23 protein-coding genes and 1 tRNA gene are annotated in these 23,237 nt (G+C 41.5%); 20 read left to right on the plus strand and 4 right to left on the minus strand.

Annotated elements, in window-relative coordinates:
* Positions 1 to 67: 67 nt before the first annotated feature.
* The gene (locus SKC37_RS11390; protein ID WP_377981584.1) at positions 68 to 526 is read left to right on the plus strand and encodes a hypothetical protein; all 459 of its coding nucleotides are present in this window, start codon (positions 68 to 70) and stop codon (positions 524 to 526) included.
* On the opposite strand, the gene SKC37_RS11395 is transcribed toward SKC37_RS11390, so the two are convergent.
* Together SKC37_RS11395 and SKC37_RS11400 are read right to left on the minus strand one after the other, a co-directional pair.
* Positions 519 to 1,259 (minus strand): DUF2520 domain-containing protein, encoded by a 741-nt coding sequence (locus SKC37_RS11395; RefSeq protein ID WP_377981585.1) that lies wholly within the window; start codon positions 1,257 to 1,259, stop codon positions 519 to 521. The genes SKC37_RS11390 and SKC37_RS11395 overlap by 8 nt on opposite strands.
* Complete coding sequence (locus SKC37_RS11400) at positions 1,256 to 1,771, minus strand: HNH endonuclease (protein WP_377981586.1); 516 nt, start codon at positions 1,769 to 1,771, stop codon at positions 1,256 to 1,258. Before SKC37_RS11400 ends, SKC37_RS11395 begins: the two co-directional genes overlap by 4 nt.
* A gap of 135 nt (positions 1,772 to 1,906) precedes the next feature.
* On the opposite strand from SKC37_RS11400, the gene SKC37_RS11405 reads away from it, so the two are divergent.
* Positions 1,907 to 3,097 carry a M20 metallopeptidase family protein gene (locus SKC37_RS11405; RefSeq protein WP_377981587.1) on the plus strand — a complete coding sequence of 397 codons (1,191 nt, stop codon included), beginning with the start codon at positions 1,907 to 1,909 and terminating at the stop codon, positions 3,095 to 3,097.
* 233 nt (positions 3,098 to 3,330) lie between these two features.
* Here the strand turns inward: SKC37_RS11405 and SKC37_RS11410 are convergent, their stop codons facing one another.
* Entirely contained in the window at positions 3,331 to 4,125 is a 795-nt protein-coding gene (locus tag SKC37_RS11410; protein WP_377981588.1) for a Rossmann-fold NAD(P)-binding domain-containing protein, read from the minus strand.
* A gap of 14 nt (positions 4,126 to 4,139) precedes the next feature.
* Here SKC37_RS11410 and SKC37_RS11415 point away from each other — a divergent pair, with 14 nt between their 5' ends.
* The 18 genes from SKC37_RS11415 (at position 4,140) to SKC37_RS11500 (ending at position 22,409) form a co-directional block, all read left to right on the plus strand.
* The gene (locus SKC37_RS11415; protein ID WP_377981589.1) at positions 4,140 to 5,402 is read left to right on the plus strand and encodes a metallophosphoesterase; all 1,263 of its coding nucleotides are present in this window, start codon (positions 4,140 to 4,142) and stop codon (positions 5,400 to 5,402) included.
* Positions 5,403 to 5,705: 303 nt separating this feature from the next.
* Positions 5,706 to 5,779: transfer RNA gene (locus SKC37_RS11420), tRNA-Cys, on the plus strand.
* A gap of 195 nt (positions 5,780 to 5,974) precedes the next feature.
* Complete coding sequence (locus SKC37_RS11425) at positions 5,975 to 7,201, plus strand: cytochrome c3 family protein (RefSeq protein ID WP_377981590.1); 1,227 nt, start codon at positions 5,975 to 5,977, stop codon at positions 7,199 to 7,201.
* 45 nt (positions 7,202 to 7,246) lie between these two features.
* Positions 7,247 to 10,294 carry a TAT-variant-translocated molybdopterin oxidoreductase gene (locus tag SKC37_RS11430; protein ID WP_377981591.1) on the plus strand — a complete coding sequence of 1,016 codons (3,048 nt, stop codon included), beginning with the start codon at positions 7,247 to 7,249 and terminating at the stop codon, positions 10,292 to 10,294.
* A gap of 30 nt (positions 10,295 to 10,324) precedes the next feature.
* Positions 10,325 to 11,725: an NrfD/PsrC family molybdoenzyme membrane anchor subunit gene (gene nrfD / locus SKC37_RS11435; protein WP_377981592.1), complete on the plus strand. Its 1,401-nt coding sequence runs from the start codon at positions 10,325 to 10,327 to the stop codon at positions 11,723 to 11,725.
* Positions 11,726 to 11,758: 33 nt separating this feature from the next.
* Positions 11,759 to 12,277, plus strand: a complete 519-nt coding sequence (locus SKC37_RS11440) for a DUF3341 domain-containing protein (RefSeq protein ID WP_377981593.1) — start codon at positions 11,759 to 11,761, stop codon at positions 12,275 to 12,277.
* Positions 12,278 to 12,302: 25 nt separating this feature from the next.
* Positions 12,303 to 12,911 carry a c-type cytochrome gene (locus SKC37_RS11445; RefSeq protein ID WP_377981594.1) on the plus strand — a complete coding sequence of 203 codons (609 nt, stop codon included), beginning with the start codon at positions 12,303 to 12,305 and terminating at the stop codon, positions 12,909 to 12,911.
* A 34-nt stretch (positions 12,912 to 12,945) separates the two neighbouring features.
* Positions 12,946 to 14,307, plus strand: coding sequence for a quinol:cytochrome C oxidoreductase (locus tag SKC37_RS11450; protein ID WP_377981595.1), 1,362 nt, complete (start codon positions 12,946 to 12,948; stop codon positions 14,305 to 14,307).
* A gap of 28 nt (positions 14,308 to 14,335) precedes the next feature.
* A complete protein-coding gene (locus SKC37_RS11455; protein WP_377981596.1) occupies positions 14,336 to 15,430 on the plus strand; it encodes a cytochrome c oxidase subunit II in 1,095 nt (364 codons plus the stop codon).
* 31 nt (positions 15,431 to 15,461) lie between these two features.
* A complete protein-coding gene (locus SKC37_RS11460) occupies positions 15,462 to 17,354 on the plus strand; it encodes a cytochrome c oxidase subunit I (RefSeq protein ID WP_377981597.1) in 1,893 nt (630 codons plus the stop codon).
* 68 nt (positions 17,355 to 17,422) lie between these two features.
* Complete coding sequence (locus SKC37_RS11465; RefSeq protein ID WP_377981598.1) at positions 17,423 to 18,316, plus strand: COX15/CtaA family protein; 894 nt, start codon at positions 17,423 to 17,425, stop codon at positions 18,314 to 18,316.
* Entirely contained in the window at positions 18,317 to 19,171 is an 855-nt protein-coding gene (gene cyoE / locus SKC37_RS11470) for a heme o synthase (protein ID WP_377981599.1), read from the plus strand.
* The gene (locus SKC37_RS11475; RefSeq protein WP_377981600.1) at positions 19,168 to 19,746 is read left to right on the plus strand and encodes a cytochrome c oxidase subunit 3; all 579 of its coding nucleotides are present in this window, start codon (positions 19,168 to 19,170) and stop codon (positions 19,744 to 19,746) included. Before cyoE ends, SKC37_RS11475 begins: the two co-directional genes overlap by 4 nt.
* Positions 19,747 to 19,756: 10 nt before the next feature.
* Positions 19,757 to 20,524: a cytochrome c oxidase subunit 3 gene (locus SKC37_RS11480; protein WP_377981601.1), complete on the plus strand. Its 768-nt coding sequence runs from the start codon at positions 19,757 to 19,759 to the stop codon at positions 20,522 to 20,524.
* A 19-nt stretch (positions 20,525 to 20,543) separates the two neighbouring features.
* Positions 20,544 to 20,858: a cytochrome C oxidase subunit IV family protein gene (locus SKC37_RS11485; protein WP_377981602.1), complete on the plus strand. Its 315-nt coding sequence runs from the start codon at positions 20,544 to 20,546 to the stop codon at positions 20,856 to 20,858.
* 21 nt (positions 20,859 to 20,879) lie between these two features.
* Positions 20,880 to 21,596, plus strand: coding sequence for an SCO family protein (locus SKC37_RS11490; protein ID WP_377981603.1), 717 nt, complete (start codon positions 20,880 to 20,882; stop codon positions 21,594 to 21,596).
* Positions 21,597 to 21,601: 5 nt separating this feature from the next.
* Positions 21,602 to 22,126 (plus strand): DUF420 domain-containing protein, encoded by a 525-nt coding sequence (locus SKC37_RS11495; RefSeq protein ID WP_377981604.1) that lies wholly within the window; start codon positions 21,602 to 21,604, stop codon positions 22,124 to 22,126.
* On the plus strand, positions 22,119 to 22,409 hold the full coding sequence (locus SKC37_RS11500) for a hypothetical protein (protein WP_377981605.1): 291 nt from the start codon (positions 22,119 to 22,121) through the stop codon (positions 22,407 to 22,409). Before SKC37_RS11495 ends, SKC37_RS11500 begins: the two co-directional genes overlap by 8 nt.
* On the opposite strand, the gene murI is transcribed toward SKC37_RS11500, so the two are convergent.
* The gene (gene murI, locus SKC37_RS11505; protein WP_377981606.1) at positions 22,410 to 23,216 is read right to left on the minus strand and encodes a glutamate racemase; all 807 of its coding nucleotides are present in this window, start codon (positions 23,214 to 23,216) and stop codon (positions 22,410 to 22,412) included. It abuts the gene before it with no gap.
* Positions 23,217 to 23,237 lie beyond the last annotated feature (21 nt).

The raw sequence follows: 23,237 nt of genomic DNA on the forward strand, positions 1-23,237 counted from the left end.
AGATAGTAATTAAATTCATTGCCCTTTGTGCTAGTTTGGAATACCTTTGTGTATATCCCATAATTCTATGAAATACGCAACGATCCTTTTTGCCCTTTTCGCTCTGTCAGCCTGCGATTTTACGAAACGTTTAGATACCGCTGCAGTCGTTAAGGAGATGAAATCCAAACAAGTAAAGCGTGTTTTACCACAAGATGTAGTCAATCAGGTGGACACCTGGGGGCAAGAAATACAGACAAAAGGCGCAATGAAACTAGATAGCGCTACGAATGCACTTCAGATTACGGTTCGTATAGGCGCTCCAGCGTCTCTAAAAACGTCATTCAAAGATGCGAAGATGATCGAGATGATGGATGCTTTGGATTATTCATTAAGCCAAAAGCAGGACATCCCAGCCTCCATTCAGAAAAATACCGCCGGAGATAGTTTGTACTATTTTTACCCCTCTGAGGCGGGCAAAATTACCGTATTGGGATTCGCAAAAAACATCGTGATTCAAAACATGGACCGTCCTTTAATTAAATAAGATTGCGCTCCAAAATTTGGTTGATTTGAAAATTCACTTCGCGTAACTGAGGGTCTGAAATTTCTTTCGAAAGCGGACTACCAGAGAAGAACGCCTGCACATGCTGTTGTACAAGACCGTGCAAGAGACTCGGTTCTAATTCAATCGATTGCAATAATTCTTGGGCGTGCGACCACAGATTTTGGGTTAATACACCCGCCAACAGCATCGCCTTGTGAATCTTTTTACGTTCCTCCCCATTCACCAAATACATCGCATCCGTGATGTCTTTTGCTAAGGCCACTAAGGTATTTTGTGTCTCTTCCACCAGTACCTCCAAACAAATGGGCATCTGATCTAATTTAATGCGACGACCCGACTCTAAATGCTGGACTGGAAAAAATACTCCCATCTGGTTCGTGCTTTCTCGTGCAGGATCATACAATAAATTTGCCTCCGCCAAGGAGAAAGTGCCCGTCACAAGAATAAGCGTTGCATATTTTGGCAAAAGTAATTCTTTCAACACTTCAGGATAAGCTGATTCTGGAACACATAGAAAGAATACAGAGGAAACAGAGTCAGAAAAATCTAAATCTTCGTGGACTTTTGCATTATACAAATAAGAAACAAGGTCCTTTGCCTTTGATGGCTCTCGACTGAAGACTTCTTGAACAGAATTTCCGGCATTCTCTAGTGCCTTTGCGATGTGCCAGGCAACATTTCCTGCACCGATAAACGATATTTTAAAACTCATGTGGTGGTCTCCAGTTTAGCACCCACAAACGGGGCCCATTGTTGATCCAAAATTCCAGAAAAATTTCGCAAAAACATAACAAAAGATGGTCTAAATGGCTGGCGTGCTAAAACCATTCCCGCTTCTGCTGGAGTCATATAGCCTTTTTTCGAATTACAGTACTTGCACGCTGTGACTAAATTATCCCAAGAGGTGCGCCCCTGACGTGATTTGGGCAAAACATGGTCCATTGTTAAGAAATCTTTTGACCCACAATATTGACAGGTATGATTGTCCCGCTTCAAAATATTTTGGCGATTTAACATCACCCCTTTGAATGGAAAATAGACATATCGCTGCAAACGAATGACCGATGGATAGGGAAACGTTTTCGAAACGGAATGCAATTTTGCGGTAGTGGACTCCGCCACTAATTCAGCCTTATTCAGGTAGACCAAAAGAAAGGCCTTTGGCATTGAACAAATCGTCAACGCACTGTAATCTTGATTCAAAACCAACACTTTCTGAGCCATAGACAAACCGGTTTAATTTGCACATCAATTTAAAAAATAATCGACTGAAAATGAAGCGCATAGCATTGCTTTTTTGTTAAGAATTCCTGGAATTAGGTCCTATTTCGTAGATTTGCATAAATTAACCCAATGCCCATGTCCACTTTATTGGAAAAAATCAAACAGCTTTCCGCTGAAATCACCCCAGATACGTTAGTAAATCGCCACCATATTCACGCGAACCCTGAGCTATCCTATCAAGAATTTCAGACGCAGGCTTACGTTTTAGAACAACTAGAGCGGATGGGGATTCAGGCCAAAAAAATTGCCAACACCGGCCTAATCGCTGAAATCAAAGGAAATAACCCAGACAAAAAAGTCGTCGCACTTCGGGCAGACATGGATGCCTTGCCCATCCTTGAAACAAACGACGTTCCGTATAAATCCAAAAACCCAGGCGTCATGCACGCCTGCGGACATGATGTTCATACAGCGTCCCTATTAGGAACGGCTCAAATTCTCCAAAAGGTCCGAAACGAGTTCGAGGGAACCGTCAAATTACTCTTTCAGCCTGCAGAAGAAAAAGCGCCAGGCGGCGCCAGCATCATGATTAAAGAAGGTGCCCTACAAAACCCATCTCCTGCAAGCATTTTTGGGCAACACGTCGCAACCAATGTTCCCGTCGGAAAAATTGGTTTCCGTGAGGGAATGTACATGGCCAGCACGGATGAATTATACATAAAAGTGATCGGTAAAGGTGGCCACGGGGCCATGCCCGATGCCTGCATAGATCCCATTGTCATCGCCTCCCACATTATTGTGGCAATGCAACAAATCATTTCGAGAAACAAAAATCCGAAACTTCCATCGGTATTGACTTTTGGGAAAATTGAGGGCCTGGGAGCCACAAACGTCATTCCTGACGAAGTCAACATCGCTGGCACTTTCCGTGCTATGGACGAAACTTGGCGTGCTGAAGGGTTAGAAAAAATGAAAAAACTCGCCGAAGGCATCGCAGACGCCATGGGTGGACGCGCTGAATTCGAGGTTTTAAAAGGGTACCCTTTCTTACAGAATAATCCTGAACTTACGCGGCGCTCTAAAGCAGCAGCCATCGAATATATGGGAGCTGAAAACGTAGTCGATTTAGATCTTTGGATGGCAGGCGAAGATTTCGCTTTCTACACGCACCATGTGGATGCCTGTTTCTACCGTTTAGGGGTACGTAATGACGAACGTGGCATTACGAGTGGGGTGCACACGCCGAGTTTTGATATTGACGAAGCCTCCCTTTCAATAGGACCTGGATTAATGGCATGGTTAGCGATTTCGGAATTGTCTATTTAAAATTTTAAGGGAAGCAAATCGAAAATGTCGTTACACAAATATTTTCTGATTTGCTTCCCTCAAAATATTTAAAATATAAACCTCCTCGCTCTCTTCGATTATACTTAGATTTAAGCAAAACCTTAAGCACTCCCCACTTCTTCTCTATACTCTCTTATTTCTACTCTCGTTTATTCTTTGTGCTTTATGCTTTGTGCTTTAAAATTTTTAAGGCCGAAACTCGGCCTCAAAAATTAAATAGGAAATTCCAGCGGATCTGGCCACCTGAATTCATAATTCAATTCGTCACAGATCTTATCGCCCGAAACTACTTTCCCGCCTAAGCAAGAAACCGAATAATCCCAATAGCCGGCTGGCATTCCGCGGCGTTCGATGTCGTTTTCGCCTACTTCTCCTTTAGTAGGATGAATGGGAGCGACAATATTATAGGTACCTGAATCGATTTTCTCAGCGGATAAAGCAATCAAAGCAACTACGTCATCTTTGTGCACATAATTGATGGGGCAATTTGCTCCGTCATTCCGTTTGCCGGAGAAATACTTGGCTACATAACGATCTCCACCCATAAGGCCTGCAAGACGCAAGATGACAGAAGGAATTTTGGCAGAGGAAACGATGGCTTCGGCTTTGGCCATTAAAGAATCCTCATTAATACCCGAATTTTCATCGACTGTATCAGACACGTTAGCATAAACCGAAGTCGAGGAAAGGAAAATGAGTTTTTTTACCTGTTTTGCTGGCAAATTATCCGCCCAATCTTGTAAAATAGCGAGATACGTCTCTTCAGCATTCTTCTTGCGACGAGGAGGAATGGCCCAAATTTGGACTTCTGAATCATTCATCGATGACCAATTTTCTGCTGGCATATCAGGCTCTGCTCTAAAATCCAACACCTTGATTTTCGGATGAGCGGCTTGCTGATGAACACTGGAAGCTGAAACGCGCACATCGAAGTCCGCTAAAGCCAGTTTAAATGCCAATGGTGCGCCTACCCAACCGCCCCCGTAAATACTTATCGTCTTTTTCATGTAATTTTGCACCTTTGGAACAATTGAATCGCAAAGATAGTTTAAGTGCTATGAATAAAATGTTTTTTGTGCCTTTTATCAGTATTGTGTTAATCGCGTTGGACTATTATGTTTGGATGGCGGTCAAAACCGCTTTTCGAAATGCTCGACAAAGCATGCAAAATACAGCGAAATATACCTTTTGGGGATTTACCATCTTCATTTTACTAGGTATAATCTCCTATAACGCATTACCCTTACACGCCTGGAAAAATGAAATCCGGATCACCTTTATGGCGATCGTGATGATTTCAGTTATCACAAAACTGTTTATTATTATCTTCTTATTGATTGAGGATGTCACGCGCTTCTTCCGATGGGGAACTAAAAAAGTATTGAAGAAAGACCCTAGCGCCATCAGTCGTCACGAGTTCTTGTCCCAAGCGGCTTTGGCGATAGGTGCAGTTCCGGCGGCAACCTTTGCCTTTGGCATTATTTCCGGTGCCCACGATTACACAGTAGAACACATTCCTCTAAAAATTAAAGGATTGCCTTCAGCCTTTAAGGGACTAAAAATTGCCCAAATTTCCGACATTCACACGGGTTCATTCTTCAACAAAACCGCCGTTAAAGGGGGTGTGGAGATGCTAATGCGCGAAAAAGCAGATGTGGTTTTCTTTACAGGGGACTTAGTCAATAATGAGTCCAAAGAGGTACAGAACTACTTCGACGTGTTTAATAAGGTCAAAGCTCCTTTGGGCGTTTTCAGTACTTTGGGGAATCACGATTACGGAGATTATGTACGTTGGAACAGCCCAGCTGCTAAAAAACAAAACTTAAAAGACTTGATGAAAGCCCACGAATTAATGGGCTGGGACTTATTGATGGATGAACATCGTTTCCTAGAAGAATCTGGAGAAAAATTAGCCATCATTGGAGTCCAAAACATCGGCTTGGGTCGATTCCCTTGGTACGGCAACTTAGAGAAAGCGCACAAGGGAACAGAAGAGGCTTCGGCGAAACTGCTTTTATCCCACGATCCTACCCATTGGAATGCAGAGGTAACCAAAAAATACAAAGACATAGATGTAGCTTTTGCTGGGCATACGCACGGCACACAGTTTGGCGTCAAAATCGCCGAAATGCGCTGGTCTCCAGCTCAGTATGTCTACAAGCAATGGGCAGGATTGTACCAAGATGGCGAACAACAAATCTATGTGAATCGCGGATATGGGTATTTAGGGTACCCAGGCAGAGTGGGGATGCCGCCGGAGATATCTGTGTTTACTCTCTCTTAACTCTTTTCAAATTAGAGAGAGGAGAGTATAGAGTAGAGATGGTAAATGGTAAGTGGTGAGTGGTGAATGGTAAATGTTCCACTTCGGACTCATTCCCTCCGGACTGACGACTGTCAACTAGATTAGAGATAGTAGAGTAAAGAGCAGAGATGGTGAATGGTAAATGGTAAATGGTGAATGTGTACTCCGGACTCATTCCCTTCGGACTGACTACTGGCTACCGGATACTGACTACTAAATACTTTTTTCAACAAGAACTTTGCTCCTTTATTAAAAAAAGCTAAATTTGCATCCCAATTAATTGGTTTCGTGGCCGAGTGGCTAGGCAGAGGTCTGCAAAACCTTCTACAGCGGTTCGAATCCGCTCGAAACCTCCAAAAACCTTCCAAATGGAAGGTTTTTTTATGCCCATGCATCAAATACAATTTTATCTAAAAATAATTCAATTAATAGCCAGGGGGCTTATTTTGAAAAATTCTAAATAATTAATTAGATAAAAAAAATACAAAAATTGACTGTGCTTTTAATTGTTTCCTAAAAAATCGAATTGTAGTTTTGCGGACTGAATTAAAATGAGAAAATCTATATTTATGTATTGCAAAAAATTTACTCTCGTTAAGTTTCTATTTTCCTTCCTTTTCGTAATTGCTACAACGACAGCAATGGTTGCACAAGATGCAGCAGAGGGTGAAACGCTATTTAAAAACAACTGTGCGGCATGTCACGCATCCACTGATGAGGTTTTGGTAGGACCAGGCTTAAAGGGTATTAGCGAGCGTCGTCCGATCGAATGGATCGTTAAATGGGTACATAATCCACAAGCAGTTATTGCCTCAGGAGACAAGTATGCTAACGACTTGTACAACAAGTTTAATAAGGCAGCCATGACACCTTATCCGAACTTCTCAGAAGCGCAAATCAAAGGAATTATCGCTTATATCGATGCTTCGAATGCAGCTCCAGCGGCTCCAGCACCAGGTGCAGCTCCAGCAGATGGCGCAGCAGCTCCGGCGGCTCAATCGTCAGGAGGAATGATGGAAGTTCTTTTGGTAGGTTTATTAATCATCATGGTGATTGTTTTAATTGCTTTGTTATCAATCGTTAACTCATTAAGCAAGCTATCGAAAGCAGCTGAAGAAGACCCAAGCAAGTCTTTTTTCGAAAGAGTGTCAGAAAACGCTAAGTCTTTAGCAGCTAACTCAGCCGTTAAAACAGGCATAATCGTTTTAGTATTTCTATTAGGTGGCAAAGCAACTATCGATGCGGCTTACGGTGTGGGTATCCACCAAGGATATGCGCCTGAGCAACCGATCAAATTTTCTCACAAATTGCACGCTGGCGAAAACCAAATCAACTGTAACTATTGCCACACAGGTGTTTACGAGGGTAAAGGAGCTAACGTTCCATCAGCAAACATTTGTATGAACTGCCACAACGCAATCAAGCGTGAGTCTCCAGAGATTCAAAAAATCTACAAAGCATTAGAAAAAGACGAGCCTATTCAATGGGTGCGTGTACATAACTTACCAGATTTGGCCTACTTCAACCACTCACAACATACAAACGTAGGTGGTTTAGAGTGTAAAAACTGCCACGGAGAGATCGAAAAGATGGAAGTTGTAGAGCAACGTTCTTCTTTAACGATGGGTTGGTGTATCGATTGCCACCGTCAAACTGACGTGAATGCAAAAGGTAACGCTTACTACGACAAATTAGTAGAGGTTCATAACAAGGACAGCAAAACTCCTTTGAAAGTGCAAAACATCGGTGGCTTAGAGTGCTCTAAGTGTCACTATTAATAGAAATTAAATAGATTCAATTTTAGTCTGAATAAGAAAGATTATATGGAAAATTCGAACAAGAGGTATTGGAAAGGGATTGAGGAGTTAACCAATGAGCCATCGTTTGTCAAAAATATCCACAATGAGTTTGGCAATATGCCATCTGAAACGGATGCTAAAGGAGATTCTTTAGTAGATGGAGCAGGTACTCATCGTCGTGATTTTCTAAAGATGTTAGGTTTTGGAGTAGCGGCTGTTTCTTTAGCAGCTTGCGAGTCTCCGGTAAAGAATACCATTCCTTACTTGAACAAGCCTGAAGATGTAGAGCCTACAATCGCTAACTGGTACGCGTCTACTTACACAGACGGAGGCGACTATGCTTCTATCTTAGTAAAGACTCGTGAAGGCCGTCCGATCAAAATCGAAGGAAACAAATCATCGTCTATCTCGAAAGGTGTTCTTTCAGGTCGTGCGCATGCCTCTGTTTTGAGTCTATATGATAATGAAAAATTAAAAGGTCCTCAAGCAGCTGGTAAAGCAACTGATTGGGCTTCTTTAGATAAAGATTTCACTGCGAAATTAGCAGAGGTGGCTGCCAAAGGTGGTCAAATCCGCATCGTTTCTAATACCATCCTTTCTCCTACTACGAAGAAAGTGATTGCAGATTTCGCAACGAAATACCCAACAACACAACATATTACTTATGACGCAAACCCAGCTTATGGTTTAACACAAGCACACGGTGGCGTTTTACCTAACATCGACTTCAGCCAAGCTAAAACAATCGTTTCTGTAGGTGCTGATTTCTTAGGTTCTTGGATTGCTCCTACTGAATTTGCTGCACAATGGGCGATCACTCGCCGTGTTAGCTCTGAAAAAGGAGGCAAAAAAGACATGTCTCGTCACTACCAATTTGAGACCATCCTTTCAAATACAGGCGCTAACGCAGATTACCGTGCATCTTACAAACCATCACAAGAAGGTTTAGTAGCGGTTGCCTTATACAACGCGGTGGCTAAATTAACTGGAGCTACGACTATCGCAGGTGCATCAGTTAAAGTAGATCACTTAGAGAAAGCAGCGAAAGATTTAGTCGCTTCTAAAGGTGCTTCTATCATCGTAGCTGGTTCGAATGACCCAGAGGTTCAAAAAATTATTGCTGCTACAAACGCTTTAGTAGGCGCTTATGGCACAACGATCAATACGGGCTTAGCTGTTAACTACCGTCAAGGTAACGATATGGCGATGGCTAACTTTATTAAAGAAGCTGGCGCTGGTTCAATCGCAGCGGTTATCTTCTACAATGCAAACCCAGTCTACAACCACCCAATGGGTGCCGCTCTAGCAGCAGCTCTTCCGAAAGTTGGTTTAAGCTTAGCAACAAACGATCGCGCTGATGAGACGGCTTCTTTATGTCAATTCATTGCACCAGATTCTCACTTCTTAGAATCTTGGAATGATGCAGAGCCTAAAGCTGGTTTCTATTCATTAACACAACCTACGATCTCTACTATCTTCAAAACACGTCAAGCACAATCAAGTTTCTTAACTTGGGCAGGTTTGTCAGCTGATTTTGCAGCCTACTTAGAGAGCAACTGGGAGAAAAACATCTTAAAAGGTGGTAAAGTAGCTTGGAACAATGCATTACACGATGGTGTATTTGAACCAACGACTGCTACTGTTTCTTCTGCTAGCCCATCCGTTGATGTGAATGCATCGGCTGCTGCGATTAGCAAAGCATATACGGCTTCTTCTACAGGTTTAGAGATTACAGTTTATGAAAAAGTAGGTTTAGGTACAGGTTCTCAAGCAAACAACCCTTGGTTGCAAGAATTCCCTGAGCCAGTTTCTAAAGCATGTTGGGACAATTATGCAGCTATTTCGCAACCAACTGCGACTAAATTAAAATTAAAGCAAGGTGATGTAGTGGAAGTAAGCGCGAAAGGATACAAAGTATCTCTTCCTGTTTTAGTTCAACCAGGCCAAGCTCAAGATACGATCGCAATTGCCATCGGTTACGGTCGCACAAAGGCAGGTAAGTCTGCTGACGGTGTGGGTGTGAACGCTTATCCATTCATTTCTGAAATCAATGGAGCTTGTGTAGGAACTTGTACACAAGGTGTTTCTATCACAGCAACGGGCGAAACAAAAGATATCGCTCAAACGCAAACACACCAAACGGTGATGGCACGTCAAGCAGTCGTTCAAGAAACGGTGTTAGCTGACTTTGCGAAAGATGCAAAAGCAGGAAGCTTCACTCCTCGCGTTAAAACATCTGAAGGAGAAAAAGATGCGACTGATTTAACGCTTTGGAACGGTCACGAATACAATAACCACGCGTGGGGTATGGTGATCGATTTAAATACCTGTACAGGATGTTCTGCTTGTGTGGTTTCATGTAATGCAGAAAACAACGTTCCTGTCGTAGGTCGTCAAGAAGTAATCAACCGTCGTGAGATGCACTGGATGCGTATCGACCGTTATTACTCATCTGACGCTGAAGTAGAAGATTTGAAAGGTTTAGAAATCGCGTCTGATAATCCAGAGGTAGTTTTCCAACCGATGTTATGCCAACACTGTAACAACGCTCCTTGCGAGACTGTTTGTCCAGTATTAGCAACGACTCACTCGACAGAGGGTCTAAACCAAATGACGTATAACCGTTGTATTGGTACCCGTTATTGCGCAAATAACTGTCCATACAAAGTGCGTCGTTTCAACTGGTTCCGTTACTTCCAAACAGATGACTTCGATTTCAACTTCAACAACGACTTAGGACGTATGGTCATCAACCCAGACGTAACCGTTCGTTCTCGTGGAGTGATGGAAAAATGCTCGATGTGTGTTCAACGTATTCAAGCTGGTAAGTTAGAAGCGAAGAAAGAGAAGCGTCGTCCAGTGGATGGAGAAATTCAAGTAGCTTGTGCTCAATCTTGCCCTACAAACGCGATTACTTTTGGAGATATGAACGATCCAGCATCGGAGATCTCTAAATTGTTATTAGTAGAGAAAGAAGGACGTGCTTACCACGTAATCGAAGAGATTAACGTGAAGCCTAATATTTCTTACTTGAAGAAAGTTCGTAACAAGGATGCTAAGAAAGAAGCATAATTTTTTAATCGTAAAACAGTAAATAAAAATATGTCGCACGTTGTATCACCCATAAGAGAGAAACTAGTTACTGGTGGAAAATCTTATTCCGATGTTACCCACGATATCTGCAAGCAAGTAGAGGGAGAACCTACGAAAGAATGGAAAATTGCATTCGGGATCTCTGTCCTTGTATTCATTTATGGTGCTTATTGCCTTTTCTACACTTGGTGGCAAGGTATTGGCGTTTGGGGATTAAATAAAACCGTAGGTTGGGCTTGGGATATCACTAACTTCGTTTGGTGGGTTGGTATCGGTCACGCGGGTACCTTGATTTCTGCCGTATTATTATTGTTCCGTCAAAAATGGAGAACATCCATTAACCGTTCAGCGGAAGCGATGACAATCTTTGCCGTACTTTGTGCTGCTTCGTTCATCTTAGCGCACATGGGTCGTCCATGGTTAGCTCACTGGGCTTTACCTCTTCCTAATGCTTTCGGTTCACTTTGGGTTAACTTTAACTCTCCGTTAGTATGGGACGTTTTTGCGATCTCTACGTATTTATCCGTTTCTTTATTGTTCTGGTATATGGGTCTTGTGCCCGATTTGGCAACGATTCGTGATCGTGCGACGACAAAAGGTCGTAAATTCTGGTACGGTTTCTTCAGCTTAGGCTGGACAGGTTCATCTAAGACATGGGCACGTTATGAATACATGTCATTGATCTTAGCCGGTATCTCTACTCCTCTTGTACTTTCTGTACACACGATTGTATCGATGGACTTTGCAACGTCTGTTATCCCAGGATGGCACACGACGATCTTCCCTCCGTATTTCGTGGCGGGTGCGATCTTCTCAGGTTTCGCGATGGTACAAACGCTTTTGTTAATCACACGTGTGGTTTTCAAATTAGAGGACTATATCACAATTGAGCATATCGAAATGATGAACATCGTTATCACAGTAACGGGTTCAGTAGTAGGTATCGCTTATTTAACTGAATTCTTCATCGCTTGGTACTCAGGTGTGGAATATGAAAGCTATGCGTTCATTAACCGTGCAACGGGTCCATACTGGTGGGCTTATTGGATGATGATGACATGTAACGTAATCTCTCCACAGTTGTTCTGGTCTAAAGCGATCCGCACAAACTTGATGGTTTCGTTCTTCTTATCCATCGTAGTAAACGTAGGTATGTGGTTCGAGCGTTTCGTAATTATCGTGACATCTTTACACCGTGACTATATCCCATCTTCATGGGCTATGTTCTCACCTACAATGTATGATATTGGTGATTACATCTTCTCATTCGGTTTATTCTTTACGTTATTCTTCTTGTTCGCTAAATACTTACCGGTGGTAAATATGGCGGAGGTTAAGTCCGTAATGAAAGGCGTTTCATCAGAGTTTACGATCAAACGTATCAAGCCAACTAAAAAGACAGAGGAGTAATTTTCTATTAAGCAAATTCGAAATTAAAACAATATGAGTTCGACAACTAACTACATTTTGGGAGTATATGACGATGAGGATGAGGTTTTACACGCAGTAGGCGAAGTAAAAGCGAAAGGAATCAAAGTCGAAGATGTATATTCTCCCTTTCCAATTCACGGATTAGACGTAGCCGTAGGTCATGAGCGTACACGTTTACCTATCGCTGCCTTTATGTTTGGAACATTAGGTTTGATCAGTGCTTTGTCATTGATTAGCTATACGATGGTATTCGATTGGCCAATGATCATCGGTGGTAAAGACTTCTTTGCATTGCCTAACTGGATACCGGTCACTTTTGAGGGAACAGTATTGTTCACGGCTTTTGGCCTTGTAACAACATTCTGTATCTCAAATGACTTGTGGCCTGGCAATCCTACACTTCCATTAGATATCCGTACAACAGATGACAAATTTGTAATGGCTATCAATGTGGATAAAAACAAAGTAAGTGCAGCTGATATCAAGAAAGCCTTGAAAGAGTCTGGAGCAGTTGAAGTAAATGTTAAATAATTAAACGAATAATTCTCAAGAAGATATGTTCAATTCTATTCATAAATTCACTTTATTAGTCGGCTTAACGGCAGGGCTTTTATCTTGTGGAGATGACCATAATGATACAGGTACAGAGTTTGCACCTAACATGTACAATTCGGTAGGTTATGAACCAATGACCCAGTTAGAAGGTGATACGAATAAAATCAACCCATACGGGATGAATATGCGTTTACCTGTATCAGGTACTGTTTCTCGTAAAAAATATACAGGAGCAGATAGCTTGAAAAAAGCTTTTTTAGCACAAGAATTATTGGCAAAAACAGTGCCTAGCGATAGCATTACGTTCTCAGCCGCAGTGTTAAAAAACCCATTAGCAGCTACTCCAGAAAATATTGAAGCTGGTAAACTGCAATACGAACGTTTCTGCCAACACTGTCATGGTGAAGCTGGAAAAGGCGATGGTTTAGTAGCGAAAGCATACAAAGGGGTTCCTGTATACTCAAGTGATGCATTGAAAGACGTAAATGACGGACATATCTACCACGTAATTACACATGGTAAAGGACGTATGTGGCCTCACGGTTCACAGATTTCTTCTGAGAATCGTTGGAAAATCGTACTTTATGTACATGAGTTACAAAAACAATAAGATCAAATTCATTTAAATTAAAATAGAGAACAAGATGGCGGGACATTCACATTTTTCCCCAGCAAACGTAGAAGAGCATTTTGACTTCACATCAGAAGGAAAAAAGCGAATCATTTATGCTTTCATTGCAGGCGTTGTTGCTTTAGTTGTTGGAATTTACCTTTTATCTAAAGGAGAAGCTGGTGGTCACGAAGTGGCAGCAGCAGGTCATGAAGCAGCAAAAGCGGGACACGAAGCCGCGGCAGAACATCTTTCTGGTGGGGCTGTATCTCACCAACCGGATGCGGAAGAACATTATGATTGGACGAATCGCGTTTGGGCGAACGTTTGGTTGAATGCTGTATTCTTTACAGGTATTGCTGTAGTAGGTATGTTCTTCGTTTCATTACAATACTTAACTAAGTCTGGTTGGTCATCAGTTATGAAGCGTGTGCCAGAGGCTTTCCCTAAGTTCTTATATATCTCCTTACCTATCTTGATCTTAACGTTCTTCTTCAAAGGAGATGTTATTTTCCACTGGATGCACCACGGAGTAACAGAAGTAGGAAATGCGAATTATGACAAAATCATTGCAGGAAAATCAGGTTACTTGAACAAAAATTTCTTCTTAGCCCGTTTAATAGGATTTGGCGCATTATGGATCATTCTTTGGAACATGTTACGCAAGAAATCATTAGAAGAGGATTTAAATGGAGGAACTGAATACTTTACTCAATTAGTTAAAATCGGTACTGCATTCATCGTAATCTTCGGAGCTTCTAGCTCGATCTTTGCTTGGGACTGGGTAATGTCAATTGATACACACTGGTTCTCAACGATGTTCGGATGGTATATGTTTGCTTCCTGGCACGTAACTACCTATGCCGTAATCGTATTAACCATATTGTATTTAAAGGACAAAGGTTTAATGGGTTATGTGAACGAGAATCACTTACACGATTTAGGTAAGTTTATGTTCGCTTTCTCTATCTTCTGGACATACGTTTGGTTTGAGCAATTCTTGTTGATCTACTATGCTAACTTACCGGAAGAAACCATTTATTTCTTAGAGCGTTGGGAAGGATATGATAAACTTTACAAAAGTTCAGAAATTTTAATGGTAATCTTAAACTTCTTGTTACCCTTCTTAGTTCTAATGACACGTGATGCAAAGAGAACACGTATCTTCTTAAAGATCGCTGCTTTCTTAATTATCGCTGGTCACTATATTGACTTCTACCAAATGATCATGCCAGGTGTTGTAGGTAAACACGGTGGTTACGGTTTAGTAGAATTTGGAATGGTTACTGTTTTTGCTTCAGCGTTTATCTATGTCATCTCTGGTGAATTAACGAAAGCAAGTTTAGTGGCGAAAAACCACCCATTCTTGCCAGAAGCATTACACCACGATATTTAATTTTTGAACTTGTCTTAAAATAAAGAATATGTTTTACCTAATAGGTCTTTTATCAGTTATCTTCTTTGCTCTTGCGATTAACGTCATCAGCAAAAGCATCAAGTTGAACAAGTCTTTAACTGCAAACGAGAATACAGGAGAAGCTTTAGATTCTAGCAACAATGCGAATGCCTACGGAATGATTATTTTCTGGGCATTGGGTACCATTGCGGGGGTTTGGTCATTTATGGTTGCAAAACCAGATTTCTTACCTATTGCTGCATCTGAACACGGTCTAAGAACAGATAGTATGTTCTGGGTATCTATGGCTGTAGTTACGTTTGCTTTCTTTGCAACAAACACGTTGTTGTTATTCTTCGCATTCAAATACCGCTACAATAAAGACAGAAAGGCTACTTTCTATCCAGTCAACCACAAATTAGAATTAATTTGGACGGTTATTCCTGCGATCGTAATGGCAATCTTAGTATTCACGGGTTGGAGAACTTGGAGAGATATTACGTCTCAAGCTCCAAGCGATGCGGTAGTAATCGAAATCACAGGTCACCAATTCGGATGGTATGTGCGTTATGCTGGTGTAGATGATAACCAATTAGGAAACTACAACTATAAATTGATCGACGAAACAAACAATATTGGTATCGATTTTACAGATAAGCACTCTTTTGATGACTTTACAGCGACAGAACTTCACCTTCCTAAAGGAAAGCCTGTGTTGTTAAAGATTCACGCTCAAGACGTTTTACACTCGGTATATTTACCTTTCCACCGTGTGAAGATGGATGCGGTTCCGGGTATGCCTACTAAGTTCTGGTTTACGCCTAACATCTCCACTGACGAAATGCGCGCTAAATTAGGCAAGAAAGATTTCAACTATAAGTTAAACTGTACGGAGATTTGTGGCCGTGGTCACTTTGGTATGGCGATTACTGTTTTTGTAGACGAACCAGAGGATTATGCCAAATGGTGTGCAGAACAAAAACCGTTCTTAGCTACGAACCCTACGTACTTAGCGAAAGTACCAGACAACTTAAAAGCAAAAGCTAGCAAGTATATTCCTGCAGAGCCAGTTGCAGTAGATAGTGCTGCGGCACCTGCGGCAGAAGCGGTAAGTGTAAACTAATTTAATTAAGAACAGAAGAAAATAAATTCATATGTCAACTGCAACATCACACGCTGAAGAAGTTCACACCCATGCACACGATCACGAGCATGAGCACCACGAACTAAATTTTTGGACAAAGTATATCTTCTCTACAGATCACAAAACGATCGCTAAACAATACTTGATCTCAGGTATTATCTGGGCGTTCATTGGTGGATCTCTTTCTATCATCTTCCGTTTGCAATTAGGTTTCCCTGAAATGCAATTAGATTGGTTACGCCCTATCTTAGGAGAGTGGATCGATGAAGGTGGAAAATTAGATAAAGAGTTTTATTTAGCCCTAGTTACTATGCACGGTACCATCATGGTATTCTTTGTATTGACAGCGGGTCTTTCTGGAACGTTCTCTAACTTCTTAATTCCATTGCAAATTGGAGCGAGAGACATGGCCTCAGGATTCATTAACATGTTATCCTACTGGTTCTTCTTCTTATCGTCTGCCATTATGTTCTCGTCATTATTTATCGAGACAGGTCCAGCGTCAGGTGGTTGGGTAATTTATCCTCCATTATCTGCTTTACCACAAGCAATGCCAGGATCTGGTTTAGGTATGACTTTGTGGTTAACTGCCATGACTTTCTTTATTGTATCTTCTTTAATGGGAGGTATCAACTACATTTGTACGGTAATTAACTTGCGTACACGTGGTATGACTTTCACGAAGATGCCATTGACTATTTGGTCATTCTTCTTCACTGCGGTGTTAGGTTTGTTATCATTCCCGGTATTATTATCAGCAGCTTTATTATTGATTTTTGACCGTTCATTCGGTACTTCATTCTACTTGTCTGAGATCTATATCCAAGGTCAAGCATTACCTAACATGGGTGGTTCTCCGATCTTGTACCAACACTTATTCTGGTTCCTTGGTCACCCAGAGGTTTACATCGTATTGCTTCCAGCTTTAGGTATGACTTCTGAGATCATTGCAACTAACTCTCGTAAGCCAATCTTCGGATACCGTGCGATGATTGGTTCTATGATGGGTATCACCGTACTAGCTTTCATCGTATGGGCTCACCACATGTTCGTAACGGGTATGAATCCCTTCTTAGGTTCGGTATTTATGTTCTTAACCTTGATCATTGCAGTACCATCTGCGGTAAAAGCGTTTAATTACATTACGACTCTTTGGAAAGGTAACTTGATCTTTACTCCAGCGATGTTGTTTTCGATAGGTCTTGTATCTCTATTCATCTCGGGTGGTGTAACAGGTATCATTCTAGGTAACTCAGCTTTAGATATCAACTTACATGATACCTACTTCGTCGTAGCTCACTTCCACCTTGTAATGGGTGCGGCATCGTTCTTCGGTTTGATGGCAGGTGTTTACCACTGGTTCCCTAAGATGTTCGGTCGTATGATGAATAAGACCTTAGGATATATCCACTTCTGGTTCACATTCGTAGGAGTTTACATGGTATTCTTCCCAATGCACTATATAGGTATCGCAGGTTTCCCTCGTCGTTACTACTCATTTACAGCGGTAGGGAATGATGGTGCAGCAGCATTTACTGATATGAACGCATTCATTTCAATTGCAGCCATTATCACGTTCTCTGCGCAGGCGATCTTTGCTTGGAACTTCTTCTACTCTATCTTCAAAGGAAAGAAAGCTCCACAAAACCCTTGGAATTCAACTACTTTAGAGTGGACTACACCAGTAGAGCCAGGTCACGGAAACTGGGAGGGAGAAATTCCAGCGGTTTACCGTTGGCCATATGACTATTCTAAGCCAGGTTCTGACGTAGATTTCATTCCACAAAACGTACCTTATTCTGCAACAAAAAGCTCTAACCTTCCAGAAGAAGATGCTGAAATTGCAAAAGAAAAAGATATCGATGGTTTATTAGGCGCACAAAACGAAAGTTATAACCGTTAATAAACCCAAGCAATCAAAGATGCATCCGAATGAATCTCATTTAGATGCATCTTTTTTTTACCCCAAAAATGGCTTTTAGAAAATTCGCAATCCTTTCACTCCTGAGCATTTATTTGCTCATCCTAGCAGGCGGTATCGTTCGTAGCACAGGATCAGGAATGGGATGTCCGGATTGGCCGAAGTGTTTTGGGCGATTTATCCCTCCCACAAAAGTGGAAGAACTTCCTCTACATTATGAAGTTATCTACCAAGATAAGCTACATGGCGAGGTGGAGTTCAACGCTACGAAGACCTGGATTGAATACATCAATCGTTTGCTCGGTGCCTTAACTGGAATCATCGTTTTGATCACAACTGCACTTGCTTACCGAGAAGGCAGTAAGGTATTCATGCCTACTTTGGCAAGCTTAGCCTTGATCTTAGCGAACGCCATACTAGGCAAGTATGTGGTAGACTCTTTTCTATTGCCAGGCGTGGTGACCGCACACATGTTATTGTCTATAGGCGTCATCTATTTTTTAGTGAAAGCCTTAAACAATCAATCTTCATCGGAGGTTATATCCCTGAAGAATCGCCAGTGGATAGGAATAAGTATGCTCGTGGTTTTCATCCAAATCATCTTAGGCACGCAAGTACGGGAGAACATGGATCACGTGATAAAGGACTTAGGTGAAAGTGCAAAAGGCCAATGGATTGACCACCTAGATTTAGTATACATCATTCATAGAACATTTTCTTGGGTGATCTTACTTTGCCACCTGATACTTTGGAAAAAGTTAGCTGAAAGTCCACTACATGTATACCGAAAAGGATTGTTAGTGCTACTTAGTATTTCCTTTATAACAGGAGTATTAATGGCTTACTTCGCATTGCCATTAGGTAGCCAAGCGGTACATTTAATGATTTCATTAGTATTAATGGGCTGGCATATTAGCTCCTGGATACAAACTAAAAACGCCTAAATGTCGTCTATTAAACCTTATATCGCCCTATTAAAATCGAGACTATCTATGACGGTAGCCTTTTCTGGGACGTTTGGGTATTTATTAGCGCCTAATGAGCACAAGCCAGTAGGTATCATCTTGATCTCGTTAGCTGGATTCGTCCTGACTGGAGCGGCGAATATCGTGAATCAATTAAAAGAAATTGAACTCGATAAATTGATGAAGCGTACGGCAAAACGCCCCCTACCTACGGAGACATTAAGCCCGACACAGGCCAGAAATTTTGGCTATGTCTTAGCGGTAATCGCCTTAGTATTACTGAGCTATTTTACTTGGAAAGCGGCTGTGATCGGTTTAATCTCTTATATTCTTTACGGTTACGTATATACGCCACTGAAACGTGTAGGGCCGATCTCTGTTTTTGTAGGGGCCTTTCCAGGAGCCTTCCCTCCCATGATAGGGTGGGTGGCAGCGACAGGACACTTTGGCTGGGAGCCGGGCATTCTATTTGCCATTCAATTTTTCTGGCAATTCCCGCACTTCTGGGCGATTGCTTGGGTGGCAGATGCGGATTACCGCAAGGCAGGATTTAAGATGTTACCGAATGATGGAAAAAAAGACATTAAAACAGCTTTTACCATCATGATTTATACGCTCTTTTTAGTGCCTTTGGGATTTGTGCCTTATTTACTGCACATCACGGGAATTCAATCTGCGATTATTACGGTCGTTGCGGGTATTCTATTTTTATGCCAAACTTTCTACCTCATGATGCGCCCTACAGACAAGGCCGCTAAATGGATGATGTTTGGTTCGTTTTTCTATTTAATCATCATACAAATTGCCTTATTATTTGATAAAGTTTCACCATGAACGCACAACAAAATACCATCGAACCAGCTGAAACACGCTCGATCAATCCTAAAGTTTTTACGATGTGGTTATTTATCGTTTCCATCATCATGCTTTTTGCGGCCTTTACTTCTGCCTATTTAGTACGAAAAGCGGAAGGGAATTGGGTAGAATTTGAAATGCCTAGTTTATTCTCTTACAGCACAGGCGTGTTAATCTTGAGTAGCCTTTCCATGCATTACTCGCTATTAGCTGCAAAAAAAGACCAATTTAATGCACTTCGAATAAGTATTTCTATTACTTTTGTGCTCGGATTACTTTTTTTAGTAATGCAATTTTACGGTTGGATCCAATTAGTGGAAATGAACGTATTCTTTGTGGGTAATCCATCAGGTTCTTTTGTCTACGTTTTATCAGGTTTACACGGTTTACACCTTGTTTCAGGCCTAATCGTTCTAATTTTCGCCTTAGTGGCTGCCTTTAGATTGAAGATAAATGCGAAGCAATTGACTCAAATTAAAATTTGCGCCACGTATTGGCATTTTTTAGATGCGTTGTGGCTTTATTTATTTGTATTTTTATTGATTAACAATTAAGCTTATACCTATGTCAGTAGCACACGCTGCCCCAGCGGTTCCGGAAAATTTAACATGGCAAGGTGGTTCTGAGCCACTTAAAGCTAGTTATGGAAAATTGATGATGTGGTTCTTCCTTTTATCGGATACTTTCACATTCTCAGCCCTTTTAATTACGTACGGAATGATTCGTTTTAGCCAACCAGCTTGGGAAGGCTCTCCGGCGGATTTCTATTTCTCAACAACTCACTGGCCTATCCCGGAGAAAGTTTTTGAAGCAGTTCCATTCCTTCACGGAATGTCATTGCCTTTAGTATTCGTAGGTATCATGACCTTCATTTTGATCGCATCATCTGTTACAATGGTATTAGCTGTTGAAGCTGGACACCGTGGTGACCGCAAGGACGTAGAAAAATGGATGCTTTGGACAATTGTGGGTGGTTTCACTTTCTTAGGTTCTCAAGCTTGGGAGTGGGGTCACTTTATCCACGGTCCAGAAGATTTAACATTAGCAGCTAAGCAAGTGATTGATGGAGTGAGTACACCGATCGAAGGAGCGAATCTAGTTCGTAATCCATACGGTCCACCGGCATTTGCTGATTTATTCTTCTTTATCACAGGTTTCCACGGAACTCACGTGTTCTCTGGCGTAATCTTGAACATCTTGATTTTCTTCAACGCAGCTACGGGTGTGTATGAGCGTAGAGGTCATTATGAAATGGTAGAGAAAGTAGGTCTTTACTGGCACTTTGTCGATCTAGTTTGGGTATTCGTATTTACCTTCTTCTATTTAGTTTAATCTTATAATCGATTTATATATGGCTTCGCACGCAGCACACGGAACCTCAGAAAAAGAAATAGCACCACCTAACACAGGCGCTATTTGGAAAACATTTTGGATATTATTAATCTTAACCGCGATTGAATTCGTGATTGCTTTCACGATGCCTGCTAACACGTTACGCGTAGCTATTTTCTGTGGAATGACTATTGTTAAAGCATTCTATATCGTAGGAGAATTTATGCACTTAAAGCATGAAGTTAAGTCCTTGATTTGGATGGTATTGATCCCTACCATTTTCGTAGTTTGGTTATTAGTAGCCTTGATCTACGAAGGAGGTCACTTATATTGATTTTAATTTCCTTATTGGATAATGTATAAAAAGACAGGCATATTATTTCTCGTATTAATATTGCCTGTCTTTATTTATTTAGGGCTAAAGACTTTTGGCACGAATCATTTTAGCCTACCTCGCTATATTCCGGCAATCGATTCAACGACCGGAGAAATCAAAATGGCAAAGCGACTAAATCCTCGCTGGAATGAATCAGAGATGGATACGGTCTTTCAAACAATTCCGTCTTTCTCCCTTACAGATGAAACGGGCAAGACTTTCGGCTCTAACAGCTTAAAAGGCAAAATTTACGTAGCTAGTTTCTTCTTTACTCGCTGCACTACAATTTGTCCTAAAATCACCTCGCAAGTAAGTCGGGTTCAAGATACTTTTCACCAAGACCCCGATGTTCAATTACTCTCCATTTCAGTCGATCCTAAATTTGATCAACCAGAAAAGCTGGCTACCTACGCGAAACGCTTTGATGCAAATAAGGGACAATGGCATTTTTTAACTGGAGAAAAGAAGATCATCTATCCTTTGGCATTAAAAGGATTCCATGTTCCCTTAGCAGATGCTTCAGAATATGACGCTGCCATTAAGAATCCGGATGAAACATTTATCCACTCTGAGCGGTTAATACTAGTAGATAAGGAAGGGGTGATCCGCGGTTTTTATGACGGAACTGATAAAAAAGAGGTAGATCGACTATTAGTTGAAATCAAAGTATTAAAAAGTATCTACACCAACTACTAAACACGATGGAAGCAAATAAAAAAAACGATCAATTAATTAATGTCCTATCGGTCGCAATTCCGGTAGCTGTGGCGGTTTTGATTGGAATTCAAACTAAAATCTCCTTAGGTTCGTGGACCAAAGTATTGCCTCACGTAATTGGTTTGCTAAATTCGACGACTGCCTTAAGTTTAGTCATTGGTTTAATCGGAGTTAAAAGCGGTAATATTGCCTTGCACCGCAAAGCGATGGGGGCAGCATTTATACAAGGTTCTCTTTTCCTAGTGCTGTATATCCTCTACCACATTTCAAATCCATCCACACCCTTTGGTGGCGAGGGTTGGATTCGTCCCGTATATTATTTTTTGTTGATCTCCCACATTTTACTTTCGATTGGTGTTGTTCGCCTGGTTTTAAAGGCGGTCTATTTTGCCCTAACCAATAATATTGTTGCCCACAAAGCCATCGCAAAATGGGCCTATCCTATTTGGTTGTACGTATCCGTTTCTGGCGTTATCGTCTATTTATTGATTTCTCCTTACTATGTTTAAGAAAGTATTCATCTTGTTGGCCTTGTTTCTGTTGACCCAAATCGATGCGGTTGCTCAGTGTGCGATGTGCCGGACGACGATCGAGAGTAGCATTTCGAATGGCCGGTCGAATATTGCAACTGGTTTGAATACGGGGATTTTGTATTTATTAGCAGCGCCTTATTTAATCGTGGCAGCGATTGCTTTTTTATGGTTTCGCCAAAGCAAGCAAGAACAACAGGCCCGCCTAGCTAAACTACAGCTACGTCAAAAAGTCTCCCAACTTTTCAGCAGTAATTCCTAATCAATCCCAGATGGGGTATTGTGTTAATTTGATGGCCTCCCCAAAGAAGATTTGGGTAGACTTTTCGAAAGAATCCGTATAATCCGAAACGTAAAATTGGCGGCTAGACTCTTGACCACGGTGCAACATGTCTTCCGACGTCAATATCCGTTTTATTTCCTCCGCCACAATGATGGACGTATCGATAACCGAAATGCTTCCATTATAATAGGCATCGATCTGCGCTTTGATCAGTGGGTAATGTGTACAACCTAATATCAAGCCTTCAATACCTTGCAAGGTGGGTTGCGCCAAATATTCTTTAATAATGTGGTCAGAAATCGAATTAGAGAAGAACCCCTCTTCGATCATAGGAGCTAATAAAGGGGTTGCCAAAGATTTCACCTGAATATTCTTTCCCAACGCTTCCGCCTTGTTCGCATAGATCCCGGAATTCACCGTTTGCTTTGTCCCGATTAAACCGAGGGTTTTGTTTTGCCAGTTTTGGTCCAAATACGCAATCACCGGGTCAATCACATTCACGACTTTGGCCTTAGTGCCCACATAGGCTTTCACTAAATCATAGGCTGCCGCCGAAGCTGAATTACAGGCAATCAAAATCAACTTGCAATTTTTCTCTAATAATAAATTACAAATCTTCACCGAATAGGCTTGAATCGCCGTCGCCGATTTATCACCATAAGGCAAGTGCGCCGTATCCCCAAAATAGATAATATTCTCCTGCGGCATCAACTCCGTGATGGCATGCGCCAGAGTCAATCCTCCTATTCCACTATCAAAAATCCCGATGGGTGCTGAGTTTGGCATGATTATAATTTAGGCAAAGAA

Origin of the sequence: Aquirufa esocilacus (assembly GCF_042715595.1) — a bacterium.
Classification (GTDB): Bacteria; Bacteroidota; Bacteroidia; order Cytophagales; family Spirosomataceae; genus Aquirufa; species Aquirufa esocilacus.